The organism is Mesorhizobium sp. LNHC252B00, assembly GCF_000502955.1.
Classification (GTDB): domain Bacteria; phylum Pseudomonadota; class Alphaproteobacteria; order Rhizobiales; family Rhizobiaceae; genus Mesorhizobium.
The window spans coordinates 35,432-52,695 of record NZ_AYWO01000024.1 but is presented as its reverse complement, the minus strand read 5'-3'; the positions used below and the strand labels follow the sequence as shown (position 1 = coordinate 52,695).

General features: G+C 60.8%; 17 protein-coding genes and 1 pseudogene. 8 read left to right on the top strand and 10 right to left on the bottom strand.

What is annotated here, in order from left to right; all coding sequences use genetic code 11:
- Nucleotides 1-18: 18 nt before the first annotated feature.
- The 3 genes from X744_RS146185 to fabG are packed head-to-tail and all read left to right on the top strand — an operon-like array spanning nt 19 to nt 1,267.
- Entirely contained in the window at nt 19-240 is a 222-nt protein-coding gene (locus X744_RS146185; RefSeq protein ID WP_031260840.1) for a ribbon-helix-helix protein, CopG family, read from the top strand.
- Nucleotides 224-490 carry a type II toxin-antitoxin system RelE/ParE family toxin gene (locus tag X744_RS146190; RefSeq protein ID WP_023761604.1) on the top strand — a complete coding sequence of 89 codons (267 nt, stop codon included), beginning with the start codon at nt 224-226 and terminating at the stop codon, nt 488-490. Before X744_RS146185 ends, X744_RS146190 begins: the two co-directional genes overlap by 17 nt.
- A 39-nt stretch (nt 491-529) precedes the next feature.
- Complete coding sequence (fabG, locus tag X744_RS146195; RefSeq protein WP_023761603.1) at nt 530-1,267, top strand: 3-oxoacyl-[acyl-carrier-protein] reductase; 738 nt, start codon at nt 530-532, stop codon at nt 1,265-1,267.
- A 57-nt stretch (nt 1,268-1,324) separates the two neighbouring features.
- Here the strand turns inward: fabG and X744_RS0137910 are convergent, their stop codons facing one another.
- Nucleotides 1,325-3,298 carry a bifunctional diguanylate cyclase/phosphodiesterase gene (locus X744_RS0137910; RefSeq protein WP_084025614.1) on the bottom strand — a complete coding sequence of 658 codons (1,974 nt, stop codon included), beginning with the start codon at nt 3,296-3,298 and terminating at the stop codon, nt 1,325-1,327.
- A 16-nt stretch (nt 3,299-3,314) separates the two neighbouring features.
- Nucleotides 3,315-3,845, bottom strand: a complete 531-nt coding sequence (locus X744_RS0137905) for a molybdopterin-dependent oxidoreductase (RefSeq protein WP_198032267.1) — start codon at nt 3,843-3,845, stop codon at nt 3,315-3,317.
- 401 nt (nt 3,846-4,246) lie between these two features.
- On the opposite strand from X744_RS0137905, the gene X744_RS146200 reads away from it, so the two are divergent.
- From X744_RS146200 to gmk, 5 genes are all read left to right on the top strand, one after another.
- A complete protein-coding gene (locus X744_RS146200; RefSeq protein ID WP_023761599.1) occupies nt 4,247-4,483 on the top strand; it encodes an acyl carrier protein in 237 nt (78 codons plus the stop codon).
- A 34-nt stretch (nt 4,484-4,517) separates the two neighbouring features.
- Nucleotides 4,518-5,780: a beta-ketoacyl-ACP synthase II gene (gene fabF / locus X744_RS146205; protein ID WP_023761598.1), complete on the top strand. Its 1,263-nt coding sequence runs from the start codon at nt 4,518-4,520 to the stop codon at nt 5,778-5,780.
- Nucleotides 5,781-5,882: 102 nt separating this feature from the next.
- Nucleotides 5,883-7,142 carry an endolytic transglycosylase MltG gene (gene mltG, locus X744_RS146210; protein ID WP_023761597.1) on the top strand — a complete coding sequence of 420 codons (1,260 nt, stop codon included), beginning with the start codon at nt 5,883-5,885 and terminating at the stop codon, nt 7,140-7,142.
- 157 nt (nt 7,143-7,299) lie between these two features.
- The gene (locus X744_RS146215) at nt 7,300-8,190 is read left to right on the top strand and encodes a YicC/YloC family endoribonuclease (protein ID WP_023761596.1); all 891 of its coding nucleotides are present in this window, start codon (nt 7,300-7,302) and stop codon (nt 8,188-8,190) included.
- A gap of 3 nt (nt 8,191-8,193) precedes the next feature.
- Complete coding sequence (gene gmk, locus X744_RS146220; protein WP_013532512.1) at nt 8,194-8,850, top strand: guanylate kinase; 657 nt, start codon at nt 8,194-8,196, stop codon at nt 8,848-8,850.
- A gap of 6 nt (nt 8,851-8,856) precedes the next feature.
- Here the strand turns inward: gmk and X744_RS146225 are convergent, their stop codons facing one another.
- From X744_RS146225 to X744_RS1000000173980, 8 genes and pseudogenes are all read right to left on the bottom strand, one after another.
- Nucleotides 8,857-9,150 (bottom strand): DUF1330 domain-containing protein, encoded by a 294-nt coding sequence (locus X744_RS146225; protein ID WP_023761594.1) that lies wholly within the window; start codon nt 9,148-9,150, stop codon nt 8,857-8,859.
- 67 nt (nt 9,151-9,217) lie between these two features.
- A complete protein-coding gene (gene rsmA / locus X744_RS146230) occupies nt 9,218-10,057 on the bottom strand; it encodes a 16S rRNA (adenine(1518)-N(6)/adenine(1519)-N(6))-dimethyltransferase RsmA (protein ID WP_031260837.1) in 840 nt (279 codons plus the stop codon).
- 10 nt (nt 10,058-10,067) lie between these two features.
- Nucleotides 10,068-11,084, bottom strand: coding sequence for a 4-hydroxythreonine-4-phosphate dehydrogenase PdxA (gene pdxA / locus X744_RS146235; RefSeq protein WP_023761592.1), 1,017 nt, complete (start codon nt 11,082-11,084; stop codon nt 10,068-10,070).
- A gap of 13 nt (nt 11,085-11,097) precedes the next feature.
- Nucleotides 11,098-12,024 (bottom strand): peptidylprolyl isomerase, encoded by a 927-nt coding sequence (locus X744_RS146240; protein ID WP_023761591.1) that lies wholly within the window; start codon nt 12,022-12,024, stop codon nt 11,098-11,100.
- 101 nt (nt 12,025-12,125) lie between these two features.
- Nucleotides 12,126-14,643: pseudogene (locus tag X744_RS1000000175410) on the bottom strand (LPS-assembly protein LptD).
- Nucleotides 14,643-15,728 carry an LPS export ABC transporter permease LptG gene (gene lptG / locus X744_RS146245; RefSeq protein ID WP_031260836.1) on the bottom strand — a complete coding sequence of 362 codons (1,086 nt, stop codon included), beginning with the start codon at nt 15,726-15,728 and terminating at the stop codon, nt 14,643-14,645. The pseudogene X744_RS1000000175410 and the gene lptG overlap by 1 nt, the downstream one beginning before the upstream one ends.
- Entirely contained in the window at nt 15,725-16,927 is a 1,203-nt protein-coding gene (lptF, locus tag X744_RS146250) for an LPS export ABC transporter permease LptF (RefSeq protein WP_023761587.1), read from the bottom strand. Before lptF ends, lptG begins: the two co-directional genes overlap by 4 nt.
- 113 nt (nt 16,928-17,040) lie before the next feature.
- Nucleotides 17,041-17,229: a hypothetical protein gene (locus tag X744_RS1000000173980; RefSeq protein ID WP_156938602.1), complete on the bottom strand. Its 189-nt coding sequence runs from the start codon at nt 17,227-17,229 to the stop codon at nt 17,041-17,043.
- Between the last annotated feature and the right edge of the window lie 35 nt (nt 17,230-17,264).

The window sequence follows — 17,264 nt, the reverse complement described above, 5'->3', positions numbered from 1 at the left end:
ATTCACATGGAGAGTGGTATGCCGACCTCGATCCGACTTGCTCCCGAAATCGAAGAACGCTTGGATTTCCTCGCGACCAAGACCGGCCGGAGCAAAGCTTACTATCTACGTGAGCTTATCGAACGCGGTCTTGAGGACATAGAGGACTATTATCTCGCGGCGGAGGTCCTGGAACGGATCAGACGCGGTGACGAGGATGTCATGAAGCCAGAGGACTTCTGGCGTGGCCTGGACGCTTGAATATGCCCGCTCGGCGCGCAAATTCGTCGAAAAGCTGGATCCGCAGACACGAAACCGAATTCGCGACTTCATCGAGAACAGTATCGCCGCTCTCGACAATCCACGGAAGGCTGGCAAACCGCTGAAGGGTCCGCTTGCGACCTTTTGGAGGTATCGGGTTGGGGATTATCGAATTATCTGTGATGTGCAGGACAGCCGGCTCGTAATTCTGGTGGTGACGATAGGCCATCGCGGCGACGTTTACAGATAGCCAATTCGCGGGCTGTCCGATTGAGAAGAGGATTGAGACATGTTCGAATTGACTGATCGCAAGGCGCTCGTAACCGGTGCATCCGGGGGCATCGGCGAGGCCATCGCCAGGGTGCTGCATGCGCAAGGCGCGATCGTCGGCCTGCATGGCACCCGCGTCGAGAAACTCGAAGCGCTGGCTACCGAGCTTGGCGACCGGGTCAAGCTGTTCCCAGCCAATTTGTCGAACCGTGACGAGGTCAAGGCGCTCGGCCAGAAAGCCGAGGCCGATCTGGAAGGCGTCGACATCCTCGTCAACAACGCCGGCATCACCAAGGACGGGCTGTTCGTGCGCATGTCGGACGCCGACTGGGACACTGTGCTCGAGGTCAATCTGACCGCCGTGTTCAGGCTGACCCGCGAACTCACCCATCCAATGATGCGCCGCCGTCATGGGCGCATCATCAACATCACCTCGGTCGTCGGCGTCACCGGCAATCCCGGCCAGACCAACTACTGCGCCTCCAAGGCCGGCATGATCGGCTTTTCCAAATCACTGGCGCAGGAGATCGCCACCCGCAACATCACCGTCAACTGCGTCGCCCCGGGCTTCATCGAATCGGCGATGACCGGCAAGCTCAACGACAAGCAGAAAGAGGCGATCATGGCGGCGATCCCGACGCGCCGCATGGGCACCAGCGCTGAAGTCGCGTTCGCCGTCGCCTATCTCGCCTCCAACGAAGCCGCCTACGTCACGGGCCAGACCATCCATGTAAATGGTGGCATGGCGATGATCTGACCGGACTGTGGCTTCCCCGCGCATCCGCTTTGTTCGGGATGAGTCTTCGAACAATGACTAGGCGGAGAGGCTCAGCTTGAATTTTCCTGCGCTTCTCGTCCTGCCGCGCCGGGCAATCATATGATTTGTCAGCACGGTTTCTTCGATGGGCTTCGACATGAAGAACCCTTGAGCGCGGTGGCATTGTTCGGCGATCAGAAAATCTAGCTGCGCTTCGTTTTCCACCCCCTCGGCAACGACTGTCAGGCTGAGCGAATTGGCCAGCGCTATGATCCCTCGCACGACATTCTGCTTTTTCGGGGACGACGCCAAATCGCTCAAGAAGGACCGGTCGATCTTCAACTGATCCAGGTTGAAATCGGCGAGATAGCCGAAACTCGCATAGCCGGAGCCAAAATCGTCGAGTGCCAAACTGACTCCGATGTTTCGAATTTCGGTCAGGATATGCAAAGCGCTTCGGCTGTTCTGGACAAACACCCCTTCAGTGATTTCCAGCTGCAGACGTGACGCCGGCAGTCCCGTTTGTCGCAACACTTCAACCAGGTGGGTGAAGTAGACGTCGTTCTGAAGACTCTTGCCTGAAACATTTGCCGAGCAGACAAAGTCCTCCGGGCAAATAGGCAGCCACTGTGCTGCCTGCCGGCAAGCCTTGCTCAAGACCAATTTGTCGAGTTCCAGTATCAGGTCACTTCGTTCGGCTGTTGGAATAAACGATATCGGTGGCCGAATCGCCCCTGAGATCGGGTCGCGCCAGCGGACCAGGGCCTCGGCACCGGTCATGCGGCCGGTTGCCAACTCGAATTGCGGTTGCCAGACCAGGAAAAATTCGTCGCAATTAAGCGCTCGCTTGATTGCGGCTTCTTCGCCAAGTTGCACATCGATTTGGCTGAGGATTGCAGGAGAAAATGTCACGAGATCAGCTCGCCCCTGGGCTTTTGCGGCGTAGAGAGCGCTGTCCGCATTGCGCATCAAGGTTGAAATGTCCGCACCATGCTCCGGAAAACTGGCCATGCCGATGCTTGCGCCAACTCGAACTTGATGGCCTTCCAATTCGGCAAACCCATTCAATTGCTCCCGAAGACGATTGCCGAGAGCTTTTTCGGCCGAATGCGCCACTCCAACCTCGATGATGGCGAACTCATCTCCACCCAGTCGAACAGCAAATACATCGCCGGGGTGTTCGATCAACTGCAGGATTTCGGCGACGGCTTTCAGCAGGAGATCGCCAACGTGATGGCCGAACGTATCGTTCACATTCTTGAAATGATCGAGGTCGATCAGGTAAAGATGGAGTTGCTTGCCAGCTAGCTTTGCCTGATCCAGCAAATCGTCTCTATTGGCCGACATCCAGGCACGGTTCTTCAGGCCAGTAGTCGCATCACGCCAAGCCAGAAATTCCAGTTTCTTTATGGTCTCACGGCGGCCGATAAGCAACACGGCCGTTCCGATTGCAAGTAGTGACAAGATCGCCAATGCGAAGGCTATCTGATAATTAAATCTATTCAGGCTGATTTCCGAGCCGTAGAGATCGGCGTTTACCTGTTCGCCAAATTTATAATACTCATCATTCATTCGGGCTACGATCTGATCGAGTTCAAGCCCCATTTCCTTCAATCTGTCTGCATCGAGAGGTAGCCCGGCCGCGATCAGCGCATCAATCCGCGTTACCGAGTCGTTGACGCGCGGCACTATCGCCGCATAGGCAGGAATTTCGCGACTCGTTCCACTGCCGTCGACCCGTTCGAAGCGGACATAGACCAGATCGTTTGCCGCCAATAGCTGGTCGAGGCTTGCTGCGGACGTGGGCGCGGCTTGAGCGAGCGAAACCATATCCCGCAAGTGCGTCACGTCGCGTATGGCGATGTGGAATTCGCGGATGGCGAAAAACCCGAACCGGGGCAGCGAGGACTCTATCTTGCTGATGCTGAGAAACAACACCGTGATCAAGATGCCCGAACAGGCCACTGCCGCAGCGATGGCTGTCCCGTATGTAACCGGAACTCGCCAGCCCGTCTTTCCAAACCTTGCCATCAAGGTCACGCGGGCTCTAGTTGCCGGATTCGATCGCCTTGATCAGCCAGACCCATCGTGGTTTGCGAATCGGCGTATCGAAGCTAGGATAGTCATTGAGGGGGTATACGAGCCGGGTGGGACCCTGGGTGCGTCGGGTCAGTAACTTTCCGTCCTGTCGCGTGGCAAGCAGGAGAGGACCGTCGGTCCAGTCCTCTCTTGGAATTATCTGCACATAATCGTCGACGGCTCGCAGAACAACAGAATCCTTGCCCTCCAATCCAATCAACTTGAGTACATCGCTGAACAGGACGCCTTCAAACGTAAGCTGGCCGCTTTCGAAAGGGCTTGGGGTGGTGATCCTATAGAGGCCGAGCTTCTCCAGCTGCCTCAACGTGATCGGAGTCGATTCACCGTTCTTCTGGATATTGAAAGCAACTGTGTCCGGCGGTTCTGGGAGCTTTATGGATTCCAATGCCCGCGCAGGCAGAATGCCAAGAACGAAAACCGCCAGTATGACTAGGCAGCGCTTGATCGTCAGGCGTCTCTTGTTGAGCAAGGATGACATGCGTCCACTCCTTTTCTTATTATCGCAAGCCGGCGCCACCGTCGCCGAGGCGCCATTTCTTGACGGAATCATTAAGGCTACCATGGCCGAGTAACTTTTTAGTTAGCGGCCTATCTCCAATGTTGATTTTCGTCTGGGTGGTCGGCATGCCCAGGAAGCCCGTTTTGATATGCGACGGATGGGATGGAGCAGGGTCGCGTCGGAACCCGTTCAAAGTCATCGGAGAAGGCCCATTTCGGCTTGGACCTCAGCCGATTTTCGTGTAATGCGGCCCGCAACCCGGCGGTTCGGGCAAAAACCGGTCCGTAGCCGTTGCGTTTCCGGCAGGACCATCTTTCAGCTTGATTAGCGGCATTCTGCCCGCTAACGAAGACAGACAAACAAAAGACGAGGATGCCCAAATGAGTGACACCGCAGAGCGCGTCAAGAAGATCGTCATCGAGCACCTTGGCGTCGATGCCGACAAAGTGACGGATCAGGCGAGCTTCATCGATGATCTGGGCGCCGACAGCCTTGACACGGTCGAACTCGTCATGGCGTTCGAAGAAGAATTCGGCGTCGAGATTCCCGACGACGCAGCCGAGACCATCCTGACCGTCGGCGATGCGGTGAAATACATCGACAAGGCTTCGGCCTGACACTTTCCGCAGTCATCACCGGGGAGGACCTGCGATGAGGCGTGTCGTCGTCACGGGCCTTGGATTGCTGTCGCCGTTCGGCATGGGCTTCGAGCACGGCTGGAAGGAATTGCTGACCGGCCGCAGCGCTGCCAAGCGCATCACCGAGTTCGAGGTGGAAGATCTTGCCTGCAAGATCGCCCACGTCATTCCGCGTGGCGACGGCAGCAATGCCACCTTCAATCCCGAGGCCGTGCTCGAGCCGAAGGAATTGCGCAAGATCGGCGACTTCATCCTGTACGGGATTGCCGCCGCCGACGAAGCGCTGAAGGATTCTGGCTGGAAGCCGAAGACGCACGCCGAGCAATGCGCCACCGGCGTCCTGATCGGCTCCGGCATTGGCGGCATCGAGGGCATCGCAGAGAACGCGATGATCCTCAAGGAACGCGGCCCCCGCCGCATCAGCCCTTTCTTCATCCCGGGCCAGATCATCAATCTTGTCTCCGGGCAGGTTTCGATCCGTCACGGGCTGAAAGGCCCTAACCATGCCGTGGTCACGGCCTGCTCCACCGGCGCCCACGCCATTGGCGATGCCGCACGGTTGATCATGTGGGGCGATGCCGACGTGATGCTCGCAGGCGGCGCCGAAGCGCCGGTGACGCGGCTGTCGATCGCCGGCTTCGCCGCGTGCCGGGCGCTGTCGACGGAACGCAATGATTCGCCGGAAACGGCGTCGCGCCCCTATGATCGCGACCGTGACGGCTTCGTCATGGGCGAGGGGGCTGGCGTTGTCGTGCTCGAGGAGCTCGATCATGCCAAGGCGCGCGGCGCCAAGATCTATGCCGAGGTCACGGGCTATGGTCTCACGGGCGACGCGCATCACATCACCGCGCCCGCCGAGGATGGCGATGGTGCCTTCCGTTGCATGACGGCGGCGTTGAACCGGGCCAAGCTGGCCCCTGCCGATGTCGATTACATCAACGCGCACGGCACCTCGACCATGGCCGACACGATTGAGCTCGGCGCTGTCGAGCGGCTCGTCGGCAATGCTGCGTCGAAGATTTCGATGTCGTCGACCAAGTCTTCGATCGGCCATCTGCTTGGGGCGGCGGGTGCCGCCGAAGCGATCTTTTCGATCCTTGCCATCAGAGACAATGTCGCCCCGCCGACTATCAACCTCGACAATCCGGAACGCGAAACCGCGATCGACCTGGTGCCGAACAAGCCGCGGGCCCGCCAGATCGACGTGGCACTGTCCAATTCCTTCGGCTTTGGCGGAACCAACGCGTCGCTGGTCTTCCAGCGCTACAATGGCTGATCGTCCGGCTGGCGGGCGCCGCTTTGGCGTGCCGTCAATTTTGCCATATTCGCCCCTACTCTACCGCTGGGGATTCGTTGGGCGATCAAACGGTAGGGCGAAATGAACACAAATCCGGCAAGCAACGGAGAATTGGGGCAGCGGCCCGCGACATCCAGTCCGATCGTGCCGAAAACGGCCAGCGAGGCGTTGCGGCCGGAGGCCGGCACGCCGCCGCCGAAGCGCTCGCGAGCATCACGCAGCCAACTCGTCGTGTTCATGAACTTCGTCATTTCCTCGGTGATGCTGATGGTTCTGGCGGCCGGCGTCGCGGTCTATTTCGGCAAGCAGGAATTCACCGAACCCGGCCCCTCGGCCAATGGCGACACCTTCCTCGTCAAGCCGAACACCGGTGTCCAGGACATCGCCGACCAACTCGAACGCCGCGGACTGGTCAGCGACGCTCGAATCTTCCGCCTTGGCGTGCGCGCCTTCGGCAATGATTCCGCGCTGAAGGCCGGCGAGTACGAGATCAAGCCCAGGGCCTCCATGCGCGACATCATGGAGCTTTTGAAGAGCGGCAAGTCGGTGATGTATTCGCTAACCGTTCCAGAGGGGCTGACGGTCGAGCAGGCGCTGCAACGCATCGCGGACGAGACTGCCTTGAGTGGCGATATGCCGGCGACCATTCCTTCGGAGGGCAGCCTCGCCACCGACACGCTGCGATTCACGCGCGGCGCGACACGCCAGCAGATGATCGATAAGCTGCTGGCCGATCAAAAGAAGCTGGTTGATGATGTCTGGCAGCGGCGCGCGCCGGACCTGCCGCTGGCCAACGTCGAAGAGTTTGTCACGCTGGCGTCGATCGTCGAGAAGGAAACGGGCAAGAGTGACGAGCGTTCACGGGTTGCCGCCGTCTTCCTGAACCGGCTTGCCAAGGGCATGCGCCTGCAATCCGATCCAACCATCATCTACGGTCTGTTCGGCGGCAAGGGCAAGCCGGCGGACCGGCCGATCTACCAGTCGGACATCCAGAAGCAGACGCCCTACAACACCTATTTGATCAGCGGCTTGCCGCCGACGCCGATCGCCAATCCAGGTCGCGCGGCGCTGGAGGCGGTAGCCAATCCCTCGAAAACGGACGACCTCTATTTCGTCGCCGATGGTAACGGTGGGCACGTCTTTGCCGCGACGCTGGAAGAGCACAATGAGAATGTCGCCCGCTATCGCGCCTTGCAGAAGAAGCAGGCAGATGAGGCTGCCAAGACCATCAACACCAGTGGCGCCGGGGACGGCAATGTCGACAAGCCCGCTGACGCTGGGGCCGCTGGGCCGGCTGACGGTGGCGACGACAACGGCGGTGACGCGGGCGCTGCCCAGTAGAATAAAGAAGGGCCTTGCCCACCAGGCGATGCCCTGACATTTGCAAAAGCGCCGCGCGTCCTATTTCGACACGCCTGCGGCGCAGTCATTTTCAAGCCGCACTTGCTCCTCGCCGTAAAGCCGGTTTCGGGGTGTGCGCCAGGGACGTGTGGGCGATATGAATTTGCAGAGCATGACCGGTTTTGCACGTGCCGTCGCCGAGCATGAAGGCACCTCGATTGCCTGGGAGGTCAAGTCCGTCAACGGCAAGAGCGTCGAGATACGGCTGCGATTGCCGCCAGGCTTCGAGCGGCTGGAACCAGCCGTCAGGCAGACACTTCAGAAGCGTTTTGCACGCGGCAATTTCCAGGCGACGCTGACCATCGGTCGTGCCGCCGGCGCGCTGGCGCAACCGGTCGTCAATGAAGCCTTCCTGAAGGATCTGGCAGGGCTCGCCAAGCGGCTGCAGGAGCAATTCGGCCTTGCTCCCGCGACATCAGACGGATTGCTTTCGCTGCGCGGCGTCCTCGACATTCCCGAAACCGTCGAAACCGAAGAGGCGAAGGCTGTGCTCGATGCAGCAATCATGGCCGCGCTCGAGGTGGCCCTGAAAGGGCTCGAACAGGCACGACAAAGCGAGGGTGCCGCGCTGGCTTTTCTGTTGTCGGGCCATATCGACATAATCGAGGTGCTGACGCTGCGGGCCGAGGCGGATCCGTCGCGCGAGACGGCGGTGATCCGCGAACGCATTGCCGAGCAGGTCAGGCTGCTGATGGACGCTTCCGCCAATCTGGACGCGACCCGGCTGTACATGGAGGCGGCGTTCCTCGCCACCAAAGCCGATATTCGCGAAGAGATCGACCGGCTGAAGACGCATATCGCATCAGGTCGGGCACTGCTCGAAGGCGGCGGCGCAATCGGCCGCAAGCTCGATTTTCTGGCACAGGAATTTAACCGCGAATCGAATACGCTATGTTCGAAGTCGAATGCCGCTGCCGTTACCGCGATCGGGTTGGAGCTGAAGGCGGTGGTCGACCAGTTTCGTGAACAGATCCAGAATCTGGAGTAGCCGATGGTTGCCAAGGATTTGGGGTCCCGCATTCGCCGCCGGGGCCTGATGCTCGTCCTGTCGTCGCCGTCTGGCGCCGGCAAGTCGACGATCGCGCGCAATCTTCTGGAAAGCGATTCCAGTCTCGAACTGTCGGTCTCCGTCACCACCAGACCGCGCCGCGGCAGCGAGATCGAGGGCGTCCACTATCATTTCCGGACGATGCGCGAGTTCGAGCGGCTGCGCGATTCCGACGCGCTGCTGGAATGGGCCGAGGTTCACGGCAATTGCTACGCGACCCCGCGTGAGCCAGCCGAACTGGCGCTGTCTGAAGGACGCGACATGCTGTTCGACATCGACTGGCAAGGTGCCCAGCAACTCAAGGAGAAGATGCGCGCCGACATTGTCTCGATCTTCATCCTGCCGCCATCGATGAAGGAATTGAAGGCGCGGCTGAAGCGCCGCGCCGAAGACCAGGAGGCGGTGATCGAGACGCGGTTGAAAAACGCCCGCAACGAAATCGAGCACTGGAAGGAATATGATTTCGTCATCGTCAATGACGACCTCGACCGCGCCTTCGCCGAAGTGCGCGGCATCGTCGTCGCCGAGCGGCTAAGGCGCGATCGCCGGCCAGGCCTGTTCGACTTCGTCTCGGGACTGTTGGACGAGAAGACGGGCTGACCGGCTTCAGGGCGCTATGCCATCGACCAGGATCAGGTTGCGGCTGAGCGCTGCATCGCGCACGTCCAGTGCCGACGCGTACTCGGCGGAGGCGTACCAACGCCTGGCCCGTTCCATGTCGGGAAATTCGACGACGATCAGCGGTCCGGGATGCCACATGCCTTCCAGTGTCTCTACCCGTCCGCCACGCACCAGATAGCGCCCGCCATGCTGGGCGATAGAGGTCGCCGCGCGGGATCGGTAGGTCTCGATGGCCTCTTCGTCGCGGATCGTGACATCGGAAATGACATAGGCGGGCATTTTGGTCCTCCGGCGTGTCCGCCAGATTATCTATGCCTCGAGCAAAACGCTTCCAGACCCGCCGGCACTACACCGCGTTGGTCAGCCGCACGAATTCCTCGACGCTGAGCGTCTCGGCACGGCGTGTCGGATCGATGCCGGCACGGGTGAGCAGCGCCTCGCCCCCCAAGCTTTTCACGCTCTGCCGCAGCATCTTGCGGCGTTGGCCGAAGGCGGCTTCGGTGACGCGGCCGAGTTTTTTCACCTCGGCGGCCAGCGGAGCCAGGCGCGGCACCAGATGCACCACCGAGGAGGTGACCTTCGGCGGCGGCGTGAATGCCTGTGGCGGCACGTCGAAGGCGATCCTCGCCTCCGTCCGCCAGCCGGCAAGAACCCCGAGCCGGCCATAGCTGTCGCTGCCGGCGGGCGCGACGATGCGTTCGGCGACCTCACGCTGGAACATCAACGTCATCGAGGTGTAGAAGGGCGGCCAATCGCTGACGGTCAACCAGCGCACCAGCAGCTCGGTGCCGATATTGTAGGGCAGGTTGGCCACAATCTTTACCGGGCCACCGCCCCCGGCCGCGCGACTGGCTAGTGCCGCGAAATCGGTCTTCAGCGCATCGCCGGACACAATCTCAAGCCGGTCGGGATAATGGTCGGCCACTTCGGCAAGCGCTGCCAGGCAGCGTTCGTCACGCTCGATGGCAATGACGTGGCGCGCTCCGTTGGAGAGCAAGGCGCGGGTCAACCCGCCAGGACCGGGACCGACCTCGATCACGGTTGCATCGGACAAGTCGCCGGCGGTGCGTGCGATCTTGCCCGTGAGGTTCAGGTCGAGCAGGAAATTCTGGCCGAGCGCCTTCCTTGCCTGCAGCCCATGACGCTCGATCACCTCGCGCAGCGGCGGCAGCCCGTCGACGCTCATGCCTTCGATCTCATGCGGCAACCGGTCCCGTGTTCGTGTCGGCCAATTGCCGGGCAAGCTTCAATGCCGCCATCAGGCTGTCGGGCCGCGCCACGCCCTTGCCGGCGATGTCGAAGGCGGTGCCGTGGTCGGGCGAGGTGCGGATGAAGGGCAGGCCGAGCGTGACATTGACCGCCTCGTCGAAGGCCAGCGCCTTGGCCGGGATCAGGGCCTGGTCGTGATACATGCAAAGGGCGACGTCGTAGCCGGCCCGTGCCCGGGCATGGAACAACGTATCGGCGGGCAGGGGACCGAAAGCATCGATGCCCTCGGCACGCAGGATTTCGATTGCCGGACGCACGATCTGCTCGTCCTCGAGGCCCATGGCGCCGCCTTCACCGGCATGCGGATTGAGCCCGGCAACGGCCAGCCGTGGCTTTGCGATGCCGAAGCGGCGAGCGAGGTCGGCAGCGGTGATGCGCGCGGTGGCGACGATCAGTTCGGTGGTCAGCGCCTTAGGTACTTCGGCCAGCGCAATGTGGATGGTAACGGGGACGGTGCGCAGGTCAGGGCCTGCCAGCATCATCACCGGCATCGCTTCGACGCCGCTGTGCCGGGCTGCCAGATGCGCCAGATATTCGGTGTGGCCGGGGAAGCGGAAGCCGGCATCGTAGAGCGGCTTCTTGGCGATGGGGCAGGTGACGACAGCCAAAGCTTCGCCGGCAAGGCAGTCGGCGACGGCACGGTCGATGGCCTCGATGGTTGCGGCGGCATTGGCCGGGTCCGGCCGGCCAGGGCTGTCGATACTGTGGGCAGTCAGCGGCACGATCGGCAGGGCGCGGGCAAAGACTTGCGCCGCTTGTGATGGTGTCGTTTCGTCGATCGGCAGCGAAATGCCGAGGAGGCGCGCCCGCGACGCGATCAGCGCCGGATCTGCCAGCAGATAGAAGGGAGGCAGGGCTGCAGCTTCGCGTGCCATGAAAGCAGCGATGGCGATCTCCGGCCCGATGCCGGACGGATCGCCGGCGCTCAACGCGAGCGCAATCATTGGGCTGCCCACGTCAGCGCTTGACGATGCGGGCTTTCGCCTTCAGCTCGTCGACATATTTCTTGCTGAGTTCGTCGGCGTTCTTGTCGCCAGAGCCTTCGTTCTCAAACACCATCTGGGCGACCTTGTCGTCTGACACTTCGCGCGACGAGCAGATACCGATGAATTCGACGCCGCGTTCGGTCGCGCGTGTGACGGTGGCGCCACCGACCTTGGTAGCCTTGATCTGCTCGGCCCAGTCCGGCGGCAGTTGCGGCGCCAGCACCCGGCCCAGATCGCGAACCGTAACGTCGATCAGACCCTTGGCGAATTCGCGCGTCGTGTTGCAGCCGCTGAAGCGGGCACGCATTGCGTCGGCCTCGCGCTTGCGCTTGGCCAGCGTTGCGCTGCGTTCGGCCGCCGGCACCACGAAGATGACCTGCTGCAGCATGTACTCGGTAGCGCTCGGCTTGGCGCCGCCTTTTTCGAGCATCTTCCTGACAAGGTCCTGTTCGCTGACGGCACCGGTACCATCGCCGGAACGGTAGCGCGCGCTCAAGGCCTGGTTCCAGGCCATTTGGGCGCGGATGAATTCCTTGAAGTGGCTCTTGCCGACGCCTGACTTCTCCATGACGCCGTCGAGCTGGCTGAGCTGCATCTTGTTGCTCGAAGCAAAGCGTTGATATGCCGCCTCGACCTGCGCGTCGCTGATGCGGATACCAAGCCGCTTTGCTTCGGCCATGCGCAGCGTCTGGTCGATCATTTCCTGGCCGGCGTCGCCCTTCTTGCGCTGCAGCTTCAGAAAAGCGGCGCGATGGGCGATGTCGCCGGTGGTGACCGGAATGTCGTTGACGACGTATTTGATCTCGCTGGCGAAAGCAGGTAGCGTCATCACGGTGAGCGACAGGGACGTCGCTGCCACCAGCAACGCGAAACCTGCTGAAAAGAGGTATTTCCTCATCGTTGGTATCCCAATTCTATCCCAGCCTCCGCCCAATTTCAGCTTTTCCAGATGCGCGAAATCCGTGCCAGCCCTATGCGGCGAAACGATGTCGCCGCGTGTTACTGGATCGTGTCGACGCCGTTGGTCGACGAGCCGAAATCGCCCAGGGTGCGGAATGACAGATTGAAGCCGATGCTCTGCGAGACTTCCCTGGTGTTCAGGTCTCGCGACTGCGAGTAGGTCATCAGATAGGTGAAGCAGGAATCGTTGTAGGCGAAGCCGACACCATCCCTGACCAACAGGTTTTCCTGCAGATCGTAGGTTCCGGTGCCGAAGACGCGCCAGTTCTCGGCAAGATGCGTCGATGCGCCAAGCGTGACCTCGTGACGATCGGTCGTGAAACCGTACAGGGGCTGGGCCTGGATGAAGGCGTATTTGGCGCTCAGTGACACGGGCAGGCCGGAATAGGCGGCTTTCACCTCGGTGCGGCGGTTCTCGAAGGTCTGTTCGTCGAAACGGCCGCTGATCGAGGCAGCGAATCCGTTGGGACTGCTGATGCCGAACAGACCGACATAGTCGGACTTGGTCGTGTCGAGGCCGGAATTGGCGCCGACATTGACCAGATCCGGCGCGGCGAAGGAGTTCTCGCCGCCGATCTGATAGGATTGGCCGAAAATGGCATTGGTGCCCCAGCCATTATTGTAGGAGCCGGAATAGCGGAAGCCGACATTGGCGCGCGAACCGCCTTCGACGCGGTCATAACCGGAGAACTTGTCGCGTTCGAACAAGGTTGTCGCGTCGAAGACCATGCTTTGGGCGTCTTCGTTGGGAACGGCGAGACCGCCTACATACTGTTCGTTCGGGCGCACGAAGACCTGCGCCATCGGCTCGATCACGTGACTGGACCCGCTGGCCATGGAAAACAGCACCGGCCAGCGCATCTCGAGGCCTGCGGTTGCCATGAAGCGGGCAAACGACGAGCGCATGTCGTCCTGCTGGCCCAAATTTGTTGCCATGTTGTTGATGGCGTCGAGCGATGCCGACGACGCTTTGAGGTAGTCCACGTCGCCCTGCAGCGCCAGCAACGGCGTCAGCACCAGTCCGTCATCGGTGACGAAGCTCCGCTTCCACTCGGCTTCGGCGGTGAGGCGTCCGGATTCGCCTTCAATACCGGGCACGCGCTGCGTGGGGACGAAGAAGGTCTTGTCGAGATCGTCNAGACGTGTGCTCTTCCGATCTGGTGAGGCGTCCGGATTCGCCTTCAATACCGGGCACGCGCTGCGTGGGGACGAAGAAGGTCTTGTCGAGATCGTCGCGGCTGATGACCCGTGTGTTGGCATTGAGCGACAGCTGGCCGCCGGCCATCGACACGTCGGGAATGTAGGCGTAGTCGAGCGACGGCAGCACCCAGGGCTGCTGGCCGCTTCGCGCCGCGGCATTGCTGCTAAGCGTATCCTCCTGCACATCGAAATGCATGGCGCGCACGTCGAAATAGTTGCGGCCGTTGAGACCCGTCAAGTAGACCGACGACTGGTGGACGGAGGCATTGTACTTGTCGATGTTATAGGTATGCGAGAAGTTCTTGTCGGTCTGCAGCAGCACGTCCCAGCCGAAATTCCAGCGCTGATTGATAGCGAACTGGCCCTGCGTGCCCATCATGCCACCGAATTTGTTGGGATCGCCCGCCGCACCCGTATCGACATTGTGCCCGGCGGTGCTGGGGAAGGCAGCCGTGTCGAGGAAGGCGTTGGGATCCTGCTGATGGATTCCGGCGATCTTCAAGCTGTACTGGCCATTGTTGAAGCGCTGGCGCCACTCAGCCTCACCGAGGAAGCCTTGCTTGGTGTAGCCGGTGCCTGTGACGGTCAGGTCATAGGTCGGCGACAATGCAAAGTAATAGGGAATCTTTACGCCGACGCCGAGATCGTTTTTGTAGACGATGCCGGGTATCAGGAAGCCGCTCTTGCGCTTCACCGTCGGGTCGGCAATCTCGAATGCAGGCAGATAGGCGAGCGGAAAGCCGAAGAACTCGAAATTCGCGTTCTCGAAGCGAACCGTCTTCTTCTCGCCGTTCCAGATGATCTTCCGCGCCTTGACCCGCCAGGTCGGCGCTTTGTCGGGCTTGTCCTCGCACGGTTCGCAGGCGGTGTAGACGCCATTGTGGAACGTGGTCAGGACGCCGCCCATGCGCTCGGCACTTTCGGCGGCGAAATACGCCTTGTCGATGGTTTCGACGCGCAACGCGTTGACGAAGCCGTCGGCGAAGTCATCGGTGATGTCGATATGTTCCGAATTGATCTTGGTGCCGTCGCTGTTGACGACCTCGACATTGCCGCTCGCGACCATCCGCTTGGTGTTGCGGTTGTATTCGACCCGCTGGGCGACAAGGCGATTGCCACCGTAGTCGATCTGCACGCCACCGACGGCGGTCACCGTCTGATTGTCGTTGTTGTAGACCAGCGTATCGGCCGCCAGCAACATCTGCGAGCCGGACGGAACCGTTGTCGCCATGTCGCCAACATCCTGCGCGAAGGCCGGCATCGGGACGGCGCAGGTAAGCAGGCACGCCAAGGCGGTCGCCGCATAGAGGCGCGCCAACCGGGCCTGCCTGTTGCTGGGCAAAAACGCCTCTCTCACTAGCCGTCTTCCTTGTATAACAGGAAAGTCACCCCGAAGAACATAGCCACCACGACGGGCACCCAGGCGGCTACGACAGTCGGCACGAATCCCGCCACGCCGAATGCCTTTACCAGCACCGAAACGACATAAAGCAGAAAGCCAGCGATGATGCCACCCAGAATCATCGTCGCCGACTGCCCCATCCTAGCAAATCGCATTGAAACCGTTGCCGCAATCAGCGTCATGGCGACGAGAAGGAACGGCAACGCCACCAGAGAATCAAACTGCATGGCAAAGGCATTTGCCTTGAGCCCGAAGGAACGGGCAATTTCGATCTTTCCCGGCAGATCATAGAACGGGATGGTTTCGGGCCGCGCCAGCCGTTCCTGCACGAATTCGGGCTTCAGATTGGTCGGCACGCGATCGCTTGCCGATGCCTGGATCGTGCCGTTCTGCAATGTCTTGACGTCCTGCAATTCCCAATAGCCGTCGCGCAGGAAGGCGCGGGCGGCGTCCTTGCGCTCGACGATGTTGCCTTGCGGGTCGAGAACGAAAAAGACGACATCCGCCATCTCCAGGCCCTGGTTCAAGATGGCTCGCGCGCCGATGATAGTGTCCCCCGAACCGGTTTTCTGCCGGATCCAGGGTGCGGCATCGGCCGAAACCTTGTTCGATTTTCCGGAACGCAGCTGGGTTTCGATCTGCTCGGACCAGGAGAATGCATGCGCGGCGAGCGGATTGATGACGCCAACCGACAGGACGCCGAACAGCAAGGCTCCGATGCAGCATGGCAAGAGGAATTGCCAGGCGGAAACGCCTGCGGAACGCGCGATGACCAATTCGTAGCGCCGGTTGAGCGACACCAGCGTCGCCATCGCCGAGAAGAGACCGACGAACGGCACGGTCTGCAGCATGATCATCGGCATTCGGAGGCCTGAGATAGCCACTGCCGTCCCGTAGGTGAAGCCGGGCAGGCCGGTGGTGCGGCCGGAGAGCTCGGTGAAATCGATCAGGAACACCAGCGCCAGAAGCCCGATGAAGAACCAGATAGTGATCGTCACATAGCGGAAGAAGAAATAGCGGCCCAGCGTCCAGCCCATCAGCCGACCCCTTGCCCTGAAGTGCCGCGCCCGGACAGCCGCAGTTTGAGAGCGTTCCAGCTGTCACCCATGCGGGAAGCGAAGTTTGTCATCCAGTCCGCCCAGGCCACCGGCAGCTCCATGGTCCGGTTGGAGACGATGAACCAGATCGCCACCGCGGAAGCCACGACCGGTATGCCATAAACCATATAGGCATATTGCGGGATATCGTCGGCCTTGCTGGCGGCAAAAAAGCCCAGCCAGCGCACGAACAGCGATATCCCGATGGCTGTAATCAGCGGATTGACGCGCGCCTCGCGGTGCGAACGCGCATCTCCGGCGACCGCGAGCGCGATGAGCGCGAAGACCATGGAATACATCCATTCCGAAAATCGCTGGTTGACCTCAGCCAAGTATTCATAGGGGTTCTGCTGATAACTTTTGTCGTTGGCGCTTGGGTTGAGCAGATACTGGGTCGTCTGGTCCTTCGGCAAGAGCGTCACCGTCGAAGCTGACGCCATGAACGCCGACATGTCGAAGGCATAGGAGGTGAACCGGATGACTGAGAGATCGCCGGTCAGCGTTTTGCGATGGATGACACCGTCATTCATCATCAGCACCTTTTCGCCGCCGCGTTCGACGATGCTGCCGGTCTTGGCGTAGTAGACGAGGTTCACGCCTTCTTCGCGTGAATCGGCGACGAAGATGCCGCCCAGTCGATTGTCGGGAAGTCGCTCGCCGACCTGGAGGAACAGCCCGTCTTCGATCTTGCGGAAGGTGCCTTCCTGGATGATCAGCGACAACAGATCCGCGCGCGACGATGCCACCAGGGCCCGGTTTTTCTGCCGTGCATAGGGGTCGATGCCGTTGTCGACCGCAAAGGAAAAGACGGCTGCCGCGAGCGCCAAAAGCATGATTGGCCGCACGATCGTCCAGCGCGAGGCGCCTGCGGCGTTGACGACGGCGAGCTCGGAATCCGAATTCATGACGCTGAGCGTCTGTGCGACCGCCACCACCAGCGCGAAAGGCACCACGACCGGGATGATGGACGGAAGAATGAGGGCGGCGACCTCGAAGAAGGTCAGGGCCGACTGGCCGCTGTCGGTGACCAGGTCGATCTTTGCCAGCACTTGCGTCGTCCACACGATGGCCAGCGTCCAGACAAGCGCGGCCATGAAGACCACGAAAGTGCGGCGCATGATGTAGCGTTCAACGACCTTCATGAAGGCTTTTCTCGATCTTTTCGAACGGCATCATGCCACCACACAAAGGTAGCCGTCCGGCAGCGCCTGCACAACTGGCTCCATCAGAGGGTCGATCCGGTTCCCGTCCCAAGTCACCCGCCCCGGCGGGCCGGAGTGTCGGCGGGAATGGATAAGAAAGGGAGAACATCGATGGTTAACAACAGGTTGCGGCGAAAAGCGGTGCCGTGCCGCGAAGAATCACCATCGATTCCGTAGGTCATATGGGATGCGAATTCGGCAAAGTCTTGCCAAATGCCAGAAAACGACCAAATGTCGCGCATCGTCTCGAACCCTTCCCCAAAAGCTGCGCATTCCC